This window comes from Bradyrhizobium sp. SZCCHNRI1029 (assembly GCF_032487555.1).
Taxonomy (GTDB): Bacteria; Pseudomonadota; Alphaproteobacteria; order Rhizobiales; family Xanthobacteraceae; genus Bradyrhizobium.
Window position 1 is genome coordinate 1,165,267 of record NZ_JAUEUK010000001.1, and the last position, 16,050, is coordinate 1,181,316.

A 16,050-nucleotide genomic window follows, 5' to 3' on the forward strand; every position below is an offset into this window, starting at 1 on the left:
GCTGATTTGCAGCACCAACGACGACATCTGGTAGTCCGGCGCCGTCATTCGCTCGCTTTTGGGCGACTCCAGCGAATGGCGGTGCCAGAGGGTCACACGAGCTCATCCACTCATTCCAGCTCGCGCAGCCTTGGACGACGTTTGCATGACGCCCCGCGGCCGAAGGGGGATGCGAACGTCACATCCGCTGCACGGGCCGGGCAGCAGCGACGCCGGGGGGCGTATGGTCATATCGGTTACACAATCGGCGGCGGCCGCAAAGGTCGAGCTTCAGGCCCGCCCGCGCGCTCGGGCACGCAACGCCGCGCTCGATCACGCCCGGACATTCCTGACGCTGGTGGTGCTGCTCCACCACGCCGTGATTCCCTATACCTATTTCGGGCACACCGATCCGACGTCCTTCCTCGGTTTCGACGCCATCGTGCTGGCCACCGACAGCTTCTTCATGGCCATGTTCTTCTTTCTGTCGGGCCTGTTCGTGTGGTCGGGCCTTGCCCACAAGTCGACGCTGCAGTTCCTGCGTGACCGGCTATTGCGCCTTGGCCTGCCCTTCGCCATCGCGGCCCTGACCGTCATTCCGCTTGCCTATTACGCGATCGAGCTGCGCGCCAATCCCGACGCCCGCTTCGCTTCCTTCTGGTGGAAGACGGTCACGGTCGGCCCATGGCCGAGCGGGCCGATCTGGTTCATCTGGGTGCTGCTGGCGTTCGACACCTCGGCAGCCCTTTTGTACCGCGTCTCGCCGCGCCTGCTGGATCCGATCAATCGGCTGTCGCAGCGCGCCTTCGAGCATCCGCGCGACTTCTTCTTCGTCTTCCTGCTGATCACGGGCGGGCTCTACATCCCGTCCCGGCTCTATTTCGGCCCGACGTTGTGGTTCGAGGCAGGGCCGCTCTCGGTGCAGGCCAGCCGCGTCTTGCTCTACGCCGCCTATTTCTACGTCGGGGCTGGCATCGGCTCGGCCAATTTCGAACGCGGCCTGCTGGCCGCAGAAGGGCAGATGTCGCAGCGCGGACTCGGGGCCTGGATCGTGGTCACGCTCGTGCCCTATGCGCTGCTCTGGGTGCTCATCACGATCAAGCGCCAAGTGCTGGGCAATCCGCCCGTGTTGCCGCAATGGTACGAGGCGGCCTATGGCTTCTTGTTCGTCATCTTCAGCGCCGCGATCCTGTTTGCGATCCTGTCCTACTTCCTGAACAACCGCCGCTCGGAATTCTCCGTGCTCGATCGCATGCAGGCCGATGCCTATGGCATGTTCCTGGTGCACTATCCGATCGTGCTGTGGATCCAGTACTGGCTGTTCGACTTCGGCCTGCCAGCCATCGCCAAGGCGACGATCGCCTTTGTCGGCAGCATGCTGCTGAGCTGGGGCGCGACCTGGGTGCTCAGGCAGATTCCGGGGGCGAAGAACGTGTTGTAGGACGGTCCTGCCTCCTCCGTCATTGCGAGGAGCGCAGCGACGACGCAATCCAGACCGCATCCGCGGATGGCGTTCCTGGATTGCTACGCTGCGCCCGCAATGACGCTGGGCGAGGCCAACGCTCTCACGACGAACTCGGTCGTCGTTTGCCAGCGTGCCTGACCGTGACCGCCGCGGCGTGCGTCCGGGGTCAGGCGGCTGACCCGCCCATGTATTTGGGCAGCCAGCTTTCGAATCCCGTCTTGAGCGCGGCGACCTCGACGGCACCATCGCCGGCGATCGCCAGCGTAGTGCCGCCTGTCGTGCCGATGCGCGTGCACGGCACGCCGGCGCCGCGCATCTTGGCCAGCACGCGGCCAGCCTCGGTCTCCGGCACCGTCACGAGATAGCGCGCCTGGTCCTCGCCGAACCAATAGGCATGCGGCACGATCGAGGCAGGCGCGGCCAGCAGCCGCGCGCCGATGCCGGAGGCCATTGCCATCTCGGCGAGCGCGACGAGCAGACCACCGTCGGCCAGATCATGCGCAGCTGTCGCCGTGCCCGCATGGATCATGCCGCGGACGACATCGCCGATGCGCTTCTCGGCGGCGAGGTCGACAGGCGGCGGAGCGCCCTCCTCCCGGCCGCAGACGTCGCGCAAGTAGACCGACTGGCCGAGCCAGCCATGGGTCTCGCCGATCAACAGGATCGCCTCGCCCTCGGCCTTGAAGGCGATGCTCGCCGACTTGGTGAAATCATCGAGCAGGCCGACGCCGCCGATCGAGGGCGTCGGCAGGATCGCGCGGCCGTTGGTCTCGTTGTAGAGCGAGACGTTCCCGGAGACGACGGGGAAGTCGAGCGCGCGGCAGGCCTCCGAAATGCCTTTCAGGCAGCCGACGAACTGGCCCATGATCTCGGGCCGCTCCGGGTTGCCGAAATTGAGATTGTCGGTGATCGCGAGCGGCCGGCCACCGACCGCGGTGATGTTGCGCCAGGCTTCGGCGACGGCCTGCTTGCCACCCTCGAACGGGTCGGCCTCGCAATAGCGGGGCGTGACGTCGACGGTGAGCGCAAGCCCCTTCGGGCCATCCTGCACGCGCACCACGGCGGCATCGCCGCCCGGGCGCTGCACGGTGTTGCCGAGGATCACATGGTCGTACTGCTCCCAGATCCAGCGCTTGGAGCACAGATCGGGCGTGGCGATCAGCTTCTCCAGGGCCGGGATGATGTCTAGGGGCGCCTTGACCTCGCGGGCGTGGATCACCGGCAGCGTCGATGAGGCCACGTGCGGCCGGTCGTACAGCGGCGCCTCGTCGCCGAGCTCCTTGATCGGCAGGTCGGCCATGACGTCGCCGCCATGCTTCACCACGAACCGCTTGCTCGGCGTGGTGTAGCCGACCACCGCGAAATCGAGCCCCCATTTGCGGAAGATCGCTTCCGCCTCCTTCTCCTTCTCCGGCTTCAGCACCATGAGCATGCGCTCCTGGCTCTCGGAGAGCATCATCTCGTAGGCGCTCATGCCGATCTCGCGGGTCGGCACGGCATCGAGATCGAGATCGACGCCGAGGTCGCCCTTGGCGCCCATCTCGACCGCCGAGCAGGTCAGGCCGGCCGCACCCATGTCCTGGATCGCGATCACGCAATCGGCGGCCATGATCTCCAGGCACGCCTCCAGCAGCAGCTTCTCGGCGAAGGGGTCGCCGACCTGCACCGTCGGGCGCTTCTCCTCCGAGGAATCGTCGAACTCGGCCGAGGCCATCGAGGCGCCGTGGATGCCGTCGCGGCCGGTCTTGGAGCCGAGATAGACGATCGGCATGTTCACGCCGGAAGCCGCCGCATAGAAGATCTTGTCGGCGTCGGCGAGGCCGACCGCCATGGCGTTGACCAGGATATTGCCGTCATAGCGGGTGTGGAAGCGGGTCTGACCGCCGACCGTCGGAACGCCAAACGAGTTGCCATAGCCGCCGATGCCGGCCACCACCCCGGACACCAGATGCCGGGTCTTGGGATGCTCCGGCGCGCCGAACGACAGCGCGTTCAGGCACGCGATCGGGCGTGCGCCCATGGTGAACACGTCGCGCAGGATGCCGCCGACGCCGGTGGTCGCACCCTGATACGGCTCGATGTAGCTCGGGTGGTTGTGGCTCTCCATCTTGAACACGACGGCCTGGCCGTCGCCGATGTCGATCACGCCGGCGTTTTCGCCGGGGCCCTGGATCACCCAGGGCGCCTTGGTCGGCAGTCCCCGCAGATGGATGCGGGACGACTTGTACGAGCAGTGCTCGTTCCACATCGCCGAGAAGATGCCGAGCTCGGTGAAGGTCGGCACCCGCCCGATCAGCTTCAGGATGCGCTCATATTCATCGGGCTTCAGCCCGTGGGCGGCGACGAGCCCGGGGGTGATCTGCGGTTCATTGCGCATGGAGAAATGCCTTTGCCCGTGGGCCGCTGGTCCCTTGAAGCCTGCTTCATAGAAAGATCGCCAGGGCGGGAAAAGGCCTTTTACGGCCCTATTCCGCCCTGTCCAGAGCTTTGGCCCGGACCGCCAGAAGGGATATTTGCAGATTGGCGACCAATCGGATTTAAGACGGTAAATCAACAGTTAAAGGCCCTGACACGTGCACGACCTGTCCCGTTCCGCCTTCGAGAACCGCCCTGGCATCCACATCGCGACCGACGGCGAGTTCGCCGGCTGGCGGACCTGGATGCGCGACAGCTACGAATCCCACACCGGGCCATTCTGGCACCGGATGGAGGACGATGGCTCGATCCGCTGTGCCTTCCGGGTCGAGAAGAAGCACCTCAACGGCGGCGGCAACGTCCATGGCGGCTGCCTGATGACATTCGCCGATTACTGCCTGTTCGCCTTCGCCGCTCCGATCATGCAGGGCCCGGGGGTCACGGTCTCGTTCTCGAGCGAATTCCTCGACGCGGCGCGCGAGGGCGAACTGATCGAGGCTACCGGCGAGGTCACCCGCGCCGGCGCCTCGCTGATCTTCCTGCGCGGCATGCTGCATTCCGGCCCAAAGCCGCTGTTCTCGTTTTCCGGCACCATCAAGCGCATCAGGCGGCGGACACCGGAGGCGGCGAACTCGCCGTAGGGACGGAGCAAGGGGGATCGCGCTCAACTCTCTCCGTCATTCCGGGGCATTCGCGCGCAAAATGGCGTAGCCATTTTGAAGCAGCGCGAATGAGCCCGGAATCCATAACCACAGCCGCAAAATAGTCGAAGAACAGCGCCACGCGCATCCCGCCTCCCAAGACATGCGTGGTTATGGATTCCGGGCTCGCGCTTCGCGCGCCCCGGAATGACGCGCGGAGAAGATGTACCCTGCCGTTGCGGAGCTACCCCGCGAGCTGCTTCTCCGCGATCGATATCCACTCGGCCTGCGCCTTGCGCACATGTCGTGGCGCGCGCTTCATCTGGATCAGCAGCTCGGTGAACACGACCTTGGCCTCATCGATCCGGCCGACCAGCTTGAGCAGCGTGCCGTAGCGGACCTTCGCCTCGCTGCCCGGCGCATAGTCCAGCAGCGCCTGGTACTCCTCGATGGCCTCATCGGTGCGGCCGGCTTCCTGCAAAGCCCGCGCATAGAGCAGATGCGCCTCGGCCGAATTGTAGTCCGGCCAGCTCTTCTGCAGCTCGTCGAGCGTCGCCAGCGCATCCCCTGGGCGGCGGCGCGCGAACTGCGCCTTGGCCTTGCCGAGCGCGAACAGCGGCTCGTGGCCCATCGGCAGGCTCAGGATGTGATCGTAATGCTGCTCGGCCTCCTCATAACGCCCGACCGCGACGCATTCCTCGGCCAGCGCCGCGCGGTTGGCGATCGTGTCCGTGATCGCGACACGATCGGACAACTCGCGGTAGTCTTTCTCGGGGTCCAGCTTGTTGGCGACGCGCTTGCGCGCCTTCTGGACGTCGTGGCTGCCCAGCCATTCCGGCACCAGCTCGACGACGATGTAGGCGAGCGCGCCGATCATCGGCACCATCAGGATGATGAAGGCCCAGGGCTGCAGACGGCCAGTCCGCGACGCATGGTAGATCAGCGAAATGTCGAGCAGCAGTACGACGAGCGCGATAGGCACGGCAGATCCCCAACTCACGGCGAGATTTTACACGCCGACGTTGATAGCGTGGCCGGCCAGCCCGGACAATCCCGCGCTCACGCAGGCCGTTGCGGACGATCCCGTTTTGACGCATCACGGCCACAGCAGGTTCAATGGGCGCACGCCTGTGGCGGCGGCCTCCGCGACGCTCGTAGCTAAGCTCCCACGGGGCCCCGGCGAGATTCATCGAAGCGAAAGAACGCCGAGGGATTGTCGACCAGAAGCCGCTGTCGCGCCGTCTCCGACGGCGCGATCTCGGCCACGAGGTCGGCCAGCACCGCATCGTCCGGCATTTGTCCCGTGATGTTGACGTGCGGCCAGTCGCTGCCCCACAGCACGCGCTCAGGGGCGTGCGCGGCAACGCTTCGGGCGAACGGCACAACGTCATGATAGGGCGCGCCCTCGCGCGAGATGCGATCGGCACCGCTGAGCTTGATCCAGACCCGCCCGCTGTCGAGCAAGCGACACAGGATCGCCTGACAGGCGCCGAGATTCCGGCCGAGGTCCGGCCGGGCCATGTGGTCGATCACCATGCGCAGCTCGATGGCCGCGATCAGCTCGGCATAGCGGATGAGATCGGCGGCCGTGACATGAATGGCGACATGCCAGTCGAACGGCCTCACCAGCGCGAGCACGGCCCGCATGCGCTCCGCCGACGGCGCGCCGCCGAGATGCGCCAGGAAGTTGAAGCGGGCACCGCAGACGCCGGCTTTATCGAGGCGCGCGACCTCCGCAGCCGTGACCTCCGCTCCGAGCACGGCGACGCCGCGGTAGCGGCCTTCTCCCACGGCCAGCGCATCGAGCAGCGGGCGATGGTCGCGGCCATGACCCTGGCTGTGGACGATGACCGCGCGATCGATGCCCAGCCGATCGTGCAAACGGCGCAGCGCCGTTTCCGGCGCCTCCGGCGGCGTGAAGCTGCGATCGTCGGGCAGCGGAAAGCGGTCGAACGGACCGAAGATGTGACAATGCGCATCGCAGGCCCCCGCCGGCCATGCGCGGGAAACGGCAGCCATGCCCGTGCTCATGGGTTCAGTCACAGCGGGCGCTCATGCCGCCATCGACAACGATCTCGGTGCCGGTAACGAAGCGCGCCTCGTCGGAGGCGAGGAACAGCGCGGCGTGGGCGGTGTCGCGGCCGTCGCCCATGAAGCCGAGCGGGATGCGAGCCTGCCGCGTCCGCAGCAGCGCCGCGACATCGCCGCCGGCGCGCTGCCCGGCGAGGCGCGCCTCGACCATCGGCGTGTGCATCTGGCCAGGCACCACCGTGTTCACGCGCACGCGCTGCGGGGCATACTGCACGGCAACGACGCGCGAGAACTGGATCACCGCGGCCTTGGCCGAGGCGTAGCCGACCTGCGCCGATCCGGTCCAGCGGATGCCCGAGGTGGAGGCCGTGTTGACGATGGCCCCGCCGCCCTGCGCCGCCATGTGCGGCAGCACCGCCTTGCAGGTGAGGAAGACGCTCTTCACGTTGAGATCGAGCTGCGCGTCCCAGCCCTGCTCGCTCAGCTCGACCGGGCCTCCCGGCGCCGAGCCACCGACATTGTTGACCAGAATATCGACGCGGCCGAACGCTGCGATACAGGCGTCGACCATCGCGGCGACATCCGCCGCATCGGTGACGTCGCAGCGGTGGGCCTGGATGACGCCGCCGTGGTCCAGGGCGCGCGCCAGCGTCTCGTCCATGCGGCTGCCATCGCGGTCGACGGCGAGGACCCTGGCGCCCTCGCGCGCGAAGATGACCGCCGCGGCGCGGCCGTTGCCCCAGCCCGGACCGACGCAGCCGGCCCCGGTGATGATCGCGACCTTGCCCTCCAGGCGCTTCGTCATGGTCATGGCTCCAGCTCCGGCGTCTCGCCATCGGGCAGGCCGATGTCGAACGCGTTGAGGGTCAGCGCCACCAGCCCGTAATAGCCGATGATGCCGACGAGATCGACGACGCCGCGCGTGCCGAGGGTTGCGGCCGCCAGCGCGTGCAGAGCGTCCGGCACGCGGCCGCTGGCGAGCAGCTGCCGGGTGTAGTCGTGAACGAGCTTCGCGGCCGGATCGGTGAACTCTGGATCACGCCGTTGCGCGATCGCGTCGATGACCGACGGGGCGATGCCCGCCTCGAGCCCATCCCGCTTGTGGGCATACCATTCGACATGCGAGGTCCAGTGCCGTGCCGTCACGAGGATCGCGAGCTCGGACAGCGCAGGCGGCAATGACGTCTCGTAGCGGGCGAACTCGCCGAGCTTCTGGGCCCGGCGTCCGAGCTCCGGACTGTGCAGCCAGGCCCGCAGCGGCGCCGGGATCCGGCCGCGCCGGCCGGCGATGGCCTCTTCGGCCACCGCGCGCTGCGTCTCGTCCATCTCGGCCAGGGCAAGGTCCTTGATGCGCATGCGATGCTCCTGGTCACGAGGCGCGAGGAATCGGCTGTGTCCCGGGCCTGGCAAGAAAAGCCGTCAGCCGCCCCGCCAGCTCGGCGGGGGCCTGCACCTGCATCAGATGACCGGCCGTGTCGACGGTCGCGAACGCCGCGCCGGGAATGAGACGGGCGAGCGCCTCGACCTGCGCCTGCGGCCGCAACAGATCATGCGCGCCGGCAAGCAGCAGGCAGCGCTGCCGAACCTCCGCGAGCCGTTCGCGCAGATCGACCTCAGCGAACGCCAGGTTGTTATGGGCATATCCGACCGGATCGTTGCCGAGGAAGCGGCCGAGATAAGCGAGGTAGGCATTGCGGTCGGTTCGCAGCACCGGCGGATAGGAACGATCGAGCGTATCAGCCGCCACGGCGCGCATGCCGGCGCGCATGCAGAGCGCGGAGCGCGCCGCCAGATACTGCACGCGACCAGCATCGACGCTGAGGGCCGGCGCGCACAGCGCCAGCGCGCTCACGCGCTGCGGATGCGCGAGCGCGAAGCTGACGGCGAGCGCCGCACCGGCGGCGACGCCGGCGATATCGACCGGTCCATCGGCGCCGAGCGCCCTCAGCAGCCGGTCGAGGTCGCCGACGTGATCGGCGAAGCCGAACGGCGCGCGCGGCTTTTCCGACAGGCCGGCGCCGCGCAGATCATAGCGCAGCACCCGCAGGTCGCCGGGCAGCTCTAGCATCAAGGCATCGAAGCTTTCGAGGCTGCCGCCGAGCTCATGCAGCAACACCAGCGTCCTCGCGCCACCGCCGCGCAGCTCATAGCGCAGCGTCAAGCCGTCGAGATGGATGAAGTTCATCGGCAAGGCGCCCGTCTCATCGTTGTCGGCGCGCGGTTTGACTCGCCCTGGGCCGCTTGCAATAAACTGCGGCGGGCAGCGGCGCGGAGGACACGGCCATCGACATCCGCGAGCTTCGTTACTTCGTGCAGGTGGCGCGCGCCGGCAGCCTGAGCCGGGCATCGGCATTGCTTAATGTCGCGCAATCCGCGCTCAGCCGGCAGCTGATGAAGCTGGAGGACGAGCTTGGCGTCGCGCTGCTGGTGCGGCACGGCCGCGGCGTCCGCCTGACCCGCGCCGGCACGACGTTCCTCGAGCACGCCCATGCCGTCCTGCTGCAGATCGACCAGATGCCCGGCGCGGTGCGCTCGCCGGATTCGAGCTTCGCCGGTCACATCGCGCTCGGGGTGCCGCCGGTCGCGGGCCTGCGCATCGCGCCGTCCGTGGTGGTCGAACTGCGCCGGCGCTGGCCGCAGGCCTCCGTGCAGGTCCGCGAGGGCATCAGCTCGTCGCTGGAGGAATGGCTGCTGGACCGCCGGCTCGACATCGCCGTGCTCTACAATCCGCCGCCGCTCGACGGCATCGCGCTGACCCCCATCCTGCACGAGCGGATGGTCGTCGCCCTGCCGCCGGCCAAGCGCGGCGACACCGTGGCCGAGACGATCCGCTGGCGCGAGCTGGCCGGGCTGTCGCTGATCCTGCCGAGTCTTCCGCACAGCAACCGGCGGCTGATCGAGCAGGCGGCGATCCAGAACGGCACGCGGCTCAACGTCGCCTTCGAGGTCGACAGCGTGAGCATGACGAAGGCCATGGTTCGGCGCGGTCTCGGCGCAACGATCCTCGCCCATGCCGCGGTCGTCGCCGAGGCGAAGCGCGGCGAGCTCACCGTGCGGTCGATCGAGCGGCCGCCGCTGATCTCGACCGTCTCGATCGGCATGCCGCGGGAACGCCAGCCGACCTGGCTTGCCGACGAGCTGCTGGCGCTGATGCGCGAGGTGATCGCGCAGAGCGTGGCGGACGGCGCCTGGCCCGGCGCCAAGATCATCGGCGACTACGTGCGCTGAGCTCATTCGCCCGCACCGGCGATTGCAGCGCGGCCCTCGTCGACCGCCGCCTCCGCGGCCGTCAACGCGGTGCCGCCCGCGAGATAGGCATCGAGCCTGGCGGCATCCAGCGCATTTTCCCAGCGCGCGATGACGAACACGGCAACGGTGTTGCCGACGACGTTGGTGAGCGCGGTGCAGGTCGCCATCAGGCGGTCGATGCCGAACAGCAGGCCGAGGCCGTTGAGCGGCAGCACGCGGACGGATTGCAGGGTCGCCGCGAGCTTGATGAAGGCGCCGCCCGCGACGGTGGTGCCGCCCTTCGAGGTCAGCAGCATGACCGCGAGCACCGCCAGCTGCTGGCCGTAGCTGAATGGCGTGTCGGTGGCCTGGGCGATGAAGCCGACGGCAATCGCCATGTAGATGCCCGTGCCGTCGAGATTGAAGCTGTAGCCGGCCGGCAGCACGAAACCGACGATGGCGCCGTCGCAGCCGGCCTGCTCGAGCTTCTGCATCAGCCGCGGCAGCGCAACCTCGCCGGACGCGGTCCCGAGCACCAGCAGCAGCTCCTCGCGGATCAGCCGCAGCAGCTTGAGCAGCGACAGCCGCATGATGGCGCACACGCCGCCGAGCACGACTGCGACGAAGACGACCGCCGTGATCCAGTACAGCAGCACGACCTTGCCGAGATAGAGCAGCGTGGCGCCGCCATGCGTGCCGATCGCCGCCGCCATGGCGCCGAACGCCCCGAGTGGCGCCAGCTTCATGATGAAACCCAGCATGCGGAACAGCACGTCCTGCCCCTCCTCGATGCCGCGCAGGATCGCCGACTCCGTCTTCAGGCCGACGCTCAGCGCCGCGCCCACCATCACCGAGATGAACAGGATCTGGAGAATCTCGCCCTTGGCGAAGGCGTCGACGATCGTGGTCGGGATGATGCTGAGGAAGAAGCCGATAGCCGTGAAATTGCTCGCGGCGTTGGAGATGCGCGTCACGCTGTCATTGAGCGCGAGGTTGCCGGCATGGAGCCCGTCGCCGGGCTGGAACACGTTGACCGCGATGAAGCCGACGACCATGCCGAGCGTGGTCAGGATCTCGAAATACAGCAGCGACTTGAACGCGAGCCGGCCGAGCTGCCTCATATCGCGGACATGCGTCAGCCCGAGCACCACCGAGCAGAAGATGATCGGCCCGAGCATCATGCGCAGAAGTGCGATGAACGCATCGCCGAGCGGCTTCATCTGAACGGCCGCCTCTGGCGCCAGCAGGCCGACGGCGATCGCGAGCAGGATCGCGATCAGGACTTGGACATACAGCTGGCGGATGATCGCCATGGCTCGTTTCGCTCCCCTTGTGGACGAGATGGAATCTCGTTCCCCGTTGTGAGCGAACTGAAGCAGAGCCGGACGTGCTATGTCCAAATCAATCTTTCGATGGCCCCCCATGCCGCAGCGGCAAGGGAGGCCATCGATGAGACAAGGCGCAGCCGCGCCTCGGCCCTACTGCTGCTGGTCGATGACCTGCACCACCTTCTGATCGCGCGGGTCGACCAGCACGACCTGCTCGCCGATCGCCAGATACTGGTAGTTGGCCAGCTCCGGATTGCTGCGCGCGAGCTCATCGGGCACGCGGCGCAGGCTCAGGCAGCTCGATCCGGACGAGGACGACGACGATGTCGTCGAGCCCACAGTGCCCGTCTCGGTGGCGGCGCGGCGCAGAATCTGGCGCTGATCGTCCGACAGCACGATCCGGGTCGAGCCGACGCCATAGCCGCCGCGATCATAGCCGCGGTCCGCGCGCATGCCGTTCTGCGGGATTACGTCGACGATCTCGCGGCTGCGCGGGTCGACGATCGCGATCTCGTCATGGATCACGGTGTACTCGTAGCCGCGATATTCCGGCACGATCGTCACGATGTCCGACGGCAGCGGACGCGGCCGCACGCGCTCCGGCAGGCGCTCGCCGACATTGATGTTGATGTTGAGATTGGTGCGCGCCTGGTCGAAGTCGTGATCGCGCTTGAGCTGATCGACCACGCGGGTCTTCTGCTGCTCGTTGACCGACACCTGCGTGCTGGAGCGGCTGCCATTGGACTGGGTCTGATTGTTGGCCTGCCCGGTCTGATCACGCTGACCGGCGCCGGTCGGCTGGTTCTGCTGCGCGGTCGTGTTCTTGCTGTCGGCCGCGTTCGGCTGGTTGGCCTGCTTGTTGCGGTCGCCGGTCTGCTTGTCCGCGGCCTCGTCGGACGTGCCGGTCTTGCGCTCGTCCTGGCTCTGCCGGGTCTTGTCCTTATCGTGATCAGCGCGATCGGCCTCACGGTCGGACTTCCGATCCGTCGCCCCCGACTTGCTCTCGGCGGCGCGATCCTCGCCCTTGCGCGGCTCGTCGGCGCGCCCCTGCTGTTGCTTCGACTCGGCCTTGCTCTTGCTGTCAGACTGCTTGTCGGCCTGCTTGCTGTCAGTCGACGACTTCGACTCGGCGCTCTCCTTGGCCTCGCGGCCACGCTCGGCGGCCGCACCGCCCTTGCTCTCGGCGCTCTGCTTGGCATCATGTGCCGACCGCTCGGAGGACCTTTCCTGAGCCTGCTCGCGTCCTGCTGCGGATGAAGGCTCGCCACGGCGCTGCTCCTGCGCGCTCTGCTTTGCCTCGGCGCCGGCACGTTCCGCCGCGGCGGCGCCGCCCTTTGCCTCTCCCTTCGCCTCGGCAGCCGGACGCGTGGCCTCGTGCGCCGTCGCAGCGGCCGGGCCTCCCTCGCGCTTCATGTCGCCTTGCGCCGATACACCTGATGCCGTGCCGATCGCCAGGATGATCGCGGCCGTTCCCAGCCAATGTTTCGTCGTCATATGAGAACCTCCTTGGATCCCTGCCCCATTCGCTGGCGGACAACGCAAACAGCCGCCCGGCGTTGCCGGACGGCGCGAGAAAAAACTCCGGAACGATTTTGATGAACGGCTTCGGCGCGCCGTCACGCGATCATTTTGACCGTGGCGCGAGCAGAAGCATGACCGGGACCGCGAATTGCTTGAAGTTGGCCGTGCTGTTCGCCTCGCCAGTCGCGGAGCTGATCAGGCTGGCACTGCCTCTCGCGCCGAACAGCATGCCGCTCACTTGATATTCCTTCTCTCCGCCTGGCGACACTTTCAGGCGCCGTGCATAGAACATGCGCGGCAGCCCGCTGCCCTTGCCGCCCTCGACGCCCAGAATCGTCGTGCTCTGACCCGGCACGCGCTGGTCGAGCAGCTTGACGGTCTGGTCCTGGGAGGCGCGGAATTGCTCGATCGTCATCGTCGTGTTGGGTCCGTAGAGCCGGTAGCTCACCTTCGAGCCAGGGCCGCATTTCGCATCGTCGCACAGGAAGAAGGTCACATCGGTGCCGTTCGGCCGCTGCGGTTTCCAGCCGCCCACGGTGAACGGCAGAGTCGGTGTGGCGACCGACGGCGTCGTCGACGGGGTCTCGGCCCGAGCGGCGCCAACGCCCGTGACGAGCGAGAGCGACACGGACAGGAGAAGCCAGCGCAGGGCGCGCTGAGTGAGAGGCAGCGTCGACATCAAGGCACCGTCGGGATCGAGGAAGTGGCAGGCAGGACGGACGTCAGGGACGATCCGGGAGATGGAGGACGTCCCGCAACCTCGATCACCAATCGGTCGTTTGTGGGTCGGGCCGGGCGAGCGGCCCGACGGAAACGTCACGGGCGCAGCCCGCCGATCAGGCCGCGCGGTCGAGATGGGCGACGAGGCCGGCGAACAGGCCACGGCCGTCGGTGCAGCCCATGATGTCCTCGACGTGATTCTCGGGATGCGGCATCATGCCGAGCACATTCCCGTTCTCGTTGACGATGCCGGCGATGGAATGCGCAGCGCCATTGATGTTGCTGAGGTCGCCGACCTCGCCATCGGCTGAGCAGTAACGATAGAGCACGCGCCCATCGCCATTGAGCCGCTTCAAGGTCTCCTCGTCGGCCGCATAATTGCCCTCGCCGTGAGCGACCGGCACGCGGATGACCTGACCCGCATTGTAGCCGCGGGTGAACGGCGAATCGGAGCGCTCGACCCGCAGATGCACGTCCTTGCAGATGAACTTCAGCTTATCGTTGCGCATCAGCACGCCCGGCAGCAGGCCGGACTCGCACAGGATCTGGAAGCCGTTGCAGACGCCGAGCACCAAGCCGCCCTTGGCGGCGAAATCGCGTACTGCGTCCATCACCGGGGCCCGTGCCGCGATCGCGCCACAGCGCAGATAGTCGCCATAGGAGAAGCCGCCGGGCACCACGACGAGGTCGGTGCCCTTCGGCAGCGACGTCTCGGCGTGCCAGACCATCGCAGGCTCATGGCCGGAGATCATGCGCAGCGCGCGGGCCATGTCGCGTTCGCGGTTGATGCCGGGGAAGACGAGGACGGCGGATTTCATGATGCTACGTGTTTGCTCGATAATGATCCCCTCGCAGCGTCGCGAGAGTGTGTGAGTCCGACGAGAGCTCTCTGTTCAACGCTCGCGCACCAGCAAGCAGCTCATCGACAGAATGTTCGACACGGACCTGATCACGCGGGATTTCCAGCAGAAGCTCGTAGATCTCGCGGTCGATCACGGCCATTGCCTACCCCAGCAACTCCACCCGGTAATTCTCGATCACCGTATTCGCCAGCAGCTTGTCGGCGGCCGCCTTCAGGGCGGCCTCCGCCTTGGCCTTGTCGGCACCGGCGAGCTCGATGTCGAACACCTTGCCCTGCCGCACGCTGGCGACGCCGTCGACGCCGAGCGATTTCAGGGCGCCCTCGATCGCCTTGCCCTGCGGATCGAGGATGCCGGATTTCAGCGTCACCGTGACACGCGCTTTCACGTCTTGTTCCCTTTTAGCTCTTGACCAGGACCGGGCCGGAGCCCGCCGGGCGCTCGTTCTCGATGAGGATGCCGAGCCGCTTGGCGACCTCGGTATAGGCCTCCAGAAGGCCGCCAAGATCACGACGGAAGCGGTCCTTGTCGAGCTTCTCGTTCGACTTGATGTCCCACAGCCGGCAGGAATCGGGGGAAATCTCGTCGGCGACGATGATGCGCATCATCTCGTTCTCGAACAGCCGGCCGCATTCCATCTTGAAGTCGACCAGGCGGATGCCGATGCCGAGGAAAAGCCCGGTCAGGAAGTCGTTGACGCGAATGGCAAGCGCCATGATGTCGTCGATTTCCTGGGGCGTCGCCCAGCCGAACGCGGTGATGTGCTCCTCCGACACCATGGGGTCGTTGAGCTGGTCGTTCTTGTAATAGAATTCGATGATCGAACGCGGCAGCTGGGTGCCTTCCTCGATGCCGAGGCGCTGCGACAGCGAGCCCGCCGCCACATTGCGGACGACGACCTCGAGCGGCACGATCTCGACCTCGCGAATCAACTGCTCGCGCATGTTGAGCCGGCGGATGAAGTGAGTCGGAACCCCGATGTCGTTGAGGTGCTGAAACAGGTACTCCGAGATCCGGTTGTTGAGGACGCCCTTGCCTTCAATCACCTGGTGCTTCTTGGCATTGAAGGCGGTGGCGTCGTCCTTGAAGTGCTGGATCAGGGTGCCCGGCTCGGGGCCTTCATACAGGACCTTGGCCTTGCCTTCATAAATGCGACGCCGACGGCTCATTGGGATGTACCGTGTTTTGTTGAAATCCATGAAATGGTGGGCTCCGGATGACTTTGGACAGGACCACGACGGAGCTGCCGCGAGGGCCCGGACGGACGGAAACAGAACAAGAACCGGGCCTGTGGGAAACCTATCTCATTGGTGTCCCGAGCACAATCGATCCGGGCCTCGGGAGCGGAGTTTTACCGCCCTTCCCTGCGGCCTCGTACCCGTTGTATTGGCAAGATGTTCCAATTATTTAGGCGTGCGGCCACCGCCCCGCAACCGCCTGCGCGGTTAACCCTCTTCGGCAACACTGGAAGTTCCGACCATGACCACGTTCGACAAGCGCGAGGACGCCTTCGAGAAGCAATTCGCCCATGACGAGGAATTGAAGTTCAAGGCAGAAGCCCGCCGCAACAAGCTGCTCGGCCTGTGGGCAGCCGAAAAGCTCGGCAAGTCCGGCGCTGACGCCGACGCCTACGCCAAGGAGGTCGTCGCGGCCGATTTCGAGGAAGCGGGCGATGCCGACGTGCTGCGCAAGGTGCTGGGAGACCTCACCGCCAAGGGCGCGGCCGTCACCGAGGCGGACGTGCGCGCGAAGATGAGCGAGCTGCTGGTGACCGCCGTGGCGCAGGTCAAGGCGGGACAGTGAGAGGCGAATAGCGAATAGGGAGTAGCGAATAGGGATCTCCTGCCCCTATTCGCTACCCG

Annotated in this window: 17 protein-coding genes; 4 read left to right on the plus strand and 13 right to left on the minus strand. The window is 66.7% G+C overall.

The genetic code is table 11. From position 1 onward, the window contains the following. Nucleotides 1-223: 223 nt before the first annotated feature. Nucleotides 224-1,420 carry an acyltransferase gene (locus tag QW861_RS05435; RefSeq protein ID WP_315714836.1) on the plus strand — a complete coding sequence of 399 codons (1,197 nt, stop codon included), beginning with the start codon at nucleotides 224-226 and terminating at the stop codon, nucleotides 1,418-1,420. Nucleotides 1,421-1,610: 190 nt separating this feature from the next. Here QW861_RS05435 and purL read toward each other — a convergent pair whose 3' ends face one another. Then, a complete protein-coding gene (purL, locus tag QW861_RS05440; RefSeq protein ID WP_316192772.1) occupies nucleotides 1,611-3,821 on the minus strand; it encodes a phosphoribosylformylglycinamidine synthase subunit PurL in 2,211 nt (736 codons plus the stop codon). Nucleotides 3,822-4,017: 196 nt separating this feature from the next. On the opposite strand from purL, the gene QW861_RS05445 reads away from it, so the two are divergent. Next, on the plus strand, nucleotides 4,018-4,500 hold the full coding sequence (locus tag QW861_RS05445; protein ID WP_315714838.1) for a PaaI family thioesterase: 483 nt from the start codon (nucleotides 4,018-4,020) through the stop codon (nucleotides 4,498-4,500). Between the two features lie 244 nt (nucleotides 4,501-4,744). Here the strand turns inward: QW861_RS05445 and QW861_RS05450 are convergent, their stop codons facing one another. From QW861_RS05450 to QW861_RS05470, 5 genes are all read right to left on the minus strand, one after another. Then, nucleotides 4,745-5,482: a tetratricopeptide repeat protein gene (locus QW861_RS05450; RefSeq protein WP_315714839.1), complete on the minus strand. Its 738-nt coding sequence runs from the start codon at nucleotides 5,480-5,482 to the stop codon at nucleotides 4,745-4,747. A gap of 176 nt (nucleotides 5,483-5,658) precedes the next feature. Beyond that, nucleotides 5,659-6,519: an amidohydrolase family protein gene (locus tag QW861_RS05455; RefSeq protein WP_315749300.1), complete on the minus strand. Its 861-nt coding sequence runs from the start codon at nucleotides 6,517-6,519 to the stop codon at nucleotides 5,659-5,661. A 16-nt stretch (nucleotides 6,520-6,535) separates the two neighbouring features. Continuing rightward, nucleotides 6,536-7,336 carry an SDR family NAD(P)-dependent oxidoreductase gene (locus QW861_RS05460; RefSeq protein ID WP_315750012.1) on the minus strand — a complete coding sequence of 267 codons (801 nt, stop codon included), beginning with the start codon at nucleotides 7,334-7,336 and terminating at the stop codon, nucleotides 6,536-6,538. Between the two features lie 2 nt (nucleotides 7,337-7,338). Then, a complete protein-coding gene (locus QW861_RS05465) occupies nucleotides 7,339-7,887 on the minus strand; it encodes a carboxymuconolactone decarboxylase family protein (RefSeq protein WP_315749298.1) in 549 nt (182 codons plus the stop codon). Between the two features lie 13 nt (nucleotides 7,888-7,900). Next, entirely contained in the window at nucleotides 7,901-8,716 is an 816-nt protein-coding gene (locus QW861_RS05470; protein ID WP_316192773.1) for an alpha/beta fold hydrolase, read from the minus strand. A 104-nt stretch (nucleotides 8,717-8,820) separates the two neighbouring features. Here QW861_RS05470 and QW861_RS05475 point away from each other — a divergent pair, with 104 nt between their 5' ends. After that, entirely contained in the window at nucleotides 8,821-9,759 is a 939-nt protein-coding gene (locus QW861_RS05475; protein WP_316172784.1) for a LysR family transcriptional regulator, read from the plus strand. Between the two features lie 2 nt (nucleotides 9,760-9,761). Here QW861_RS05475 and QW861_RS05480 read toward each other — a convergent pair whose 3' ends face one another. The 7 genes from QW861_RS05480 to purC all read right to left on the minus strand — a co-directional run bounded on the left by QW861_RS05480 (nucleotide 9,762) and on the right by purC (nucleotide 15,357). Further along, on the minus strand, nucleotides 9,762-11,072 hold the full coding sequence (locus QW861_RS05480; protein WP_315749294.1) for a cation:dicarboxylate symporter family transporter: 1,311 nt from the start codon (nucleotides 11,070-11,072) through the stop codon (nucleotides 9,762-9,764). 165 nt (nucleotides 11,073-11,237) lie between these two features. Further along, complete coding sequence (locus QW861_RS05485) at nucleotides 11,238-12,500, minus strand: DUF1236 domain-containing protein (protein WP_315750009.1); 1,263 nt, start codon at nucleotides 12,498-12,500, stop codon at nucleotides 11,238-11,240. 211 nt (nucleotides 12,501-12,711) lie between these two features. Continuing rightward, nucleotides 12,712-13,287 carry a hypothetical protein gene (locus QW861_RS05490; protein WP_315750008.1) on the minus strand — a complete coding sequence of 192 codons (576 nt, stop codon included), beginning with the start codon at nucleotides 13,285-13,287 and terminating at the stop codon, nucleotides 12,712-12,714. A gap of 157 nt (nucleotides 13,288-13,444) precedes the next feature. Next, nucleotides 13,445-14,146 (minus strand): phosphoribosylformylglycinamidine synthase subunit PurQ, encoded by a 702-nt coding sequence (purQ, locus tag QW861_RS05495; RefSeq protein WP_315714844.1) that lies wholly within the window; start codon nucleotides 14,144-14,146, stop codon nucleotides 13,445-13,447. A gap of 4 nt (nucleotides 14,147-14,150) precedes the next feature. Then, a complete protein-coding gene (locus QW861_RS05500) occupies nucleotides 14,151-14,330 on the minus strand; it encodes a hypothetical protein (RefSeq protein ID WP_315749293.1) in 180 nt (59 codons plus the stop codon). A gap of 3 nt (nucleotides 14,331-14,333) precedes the next feature. Then, nucleotides 14,334-14,576, minus strand: a complete 243-nt coding sequence (gene purS / locus QW861_RS05505) for a phosphoribosylformylglycinamidine synthase subunit PurS (protein ID WP_315706343.1) — start codon at nucleotides 14,574-14,576, stop codon at nucleotides 14,334-14,336. Nucleotides 14,577-14,589: 13 nt separating this feature from the next. Next, entirely contained in the window at nucleotides 14,590-15,357 is a 768-nt protein-coding gene (gene purC, locus QW861_RS05510) for a phosphoribosylaminoimidazolesuccinocarboxamide synthase (RefSeq protein WP_016843454.1), read from the minus strand. Between the two features lie 310 nt (nucleotides 15,358-15,667). Here purC and QW861_RS05515 point away from each other — a divergent pair, with 310 nt between their 5' ends. Next, nucleotides 15,668-15,991 (plus strand): DUF1476 domain-containing protein, encoded by a 324-nt coding sequence (locus QW861_RS05515; protein ID WP_315714845.1) that lies wholly within the window; start codon nucleotides 15,668-15,670, stop codon nucleotides 15,989-15,991. The last annotated feature ends 59 nt before the right edge of the window (nucleotides 15,992-16,050 follow it).

What these genes read in the sequence shown, in the direction of transcription:
- QW861_RS05460 (WP_315750012.1), bottom strand. Translation starts at nt 7,336, where the DNA reads ATGACGAAGCGCCTGGAGGGCAAGGTCGCGATCATCACCGGGGCCGGC.
- QW861_RS05490 (WP_315750008.1), bottom strand. Translation starts at nt 13,287, where the DNA reads ATGTCGACGCTGCCTCTCACTCAGCGCGCCCTGCGCTGGCTTCTCCTG.
- QW861_RS05470 (WP_316192773.1), bottom strand. Translation starts at nt 8,716, where the DNA reads ATGAACTTCATCCATCTCGACGGCTTGACGCTGCGCTATGAGCTGCGC.
- QW861_RS05485 (WP_315750009.1), bottom strand. Translation starts at nt 12,500, where the DNA reads ATGAAGCGCGAGGGAGGCCCGGCCGCTGCGACGGCGCACGAGGCCACG.
- QW861_RS05515 (WP_315714845.1), top strand. Translation starts at nt 15,668, where the DNA reads ATGACCACGTTCGACAAGCGCGAGGACGCCTTCGAGAAGCAATTCGCC.
- QW861_RS05455 (WP_315749300.1), bottom strand. Translation starts at nt 6,519, where the DNA reads ATGGCTGCCGTTTCCCGCGCATGGCCGGCGGGGGCCTGCGATGCGCAT.
- QW861_RS05465 (WP_315749298.1), bottom strand. Translation starts at nt 7,887, where the DNA reads ATGCGCATCAAGGACCTTGCCCTGGCCGAGATGGACGAGACGCAGCGC.
- QW861_RS05500 (WP_315749293.1), bottom strand. Translation starts at nt 14,330, where the DNA reads ATGGCCGTGATCGACCGCGAGATCTACGAGCTTCTGCTGGAAATCCCG.
- purC (WP_016843454.1), bottom strand. Translation starts at nt 15,357, where the DNA reads ATGAGCCGTCGGCGTCGCATTTATGAAGGCAAGGCCAAGGTCCTGTAT.
- purQ (WP_315714844.1), bottom strand. Translation starts at nt 14,146, where the DNA reads ATGAAATCCGCCGTCCTCGTCTTCCCCGGCATCAACCGCGAACGCGAC.
- QW861_RS05480 (WP_315749294.1), bottom strand. Translation starts at nt 11,072, where the DNA reads ATGGCGATCATCCGCCAGCTGTATGTCCAAGTCCTGATCGCGATCCTG.
- purL (WP_316192772.1), bottom strand. Translation starts at nt 3,821, where the DNA reads ATGCGCAATGAACCGCAGATCACCCCCGGGCTCGTCGCCGCCCACGGG.
- QW861_RS05435 (WP_315714836.1), top strand. Translation starts at nt 224, where the DNA reads ATGGTCATATCGGTTACACAATCGGCGGCGGCCGCAAAGGTCGAGCTT.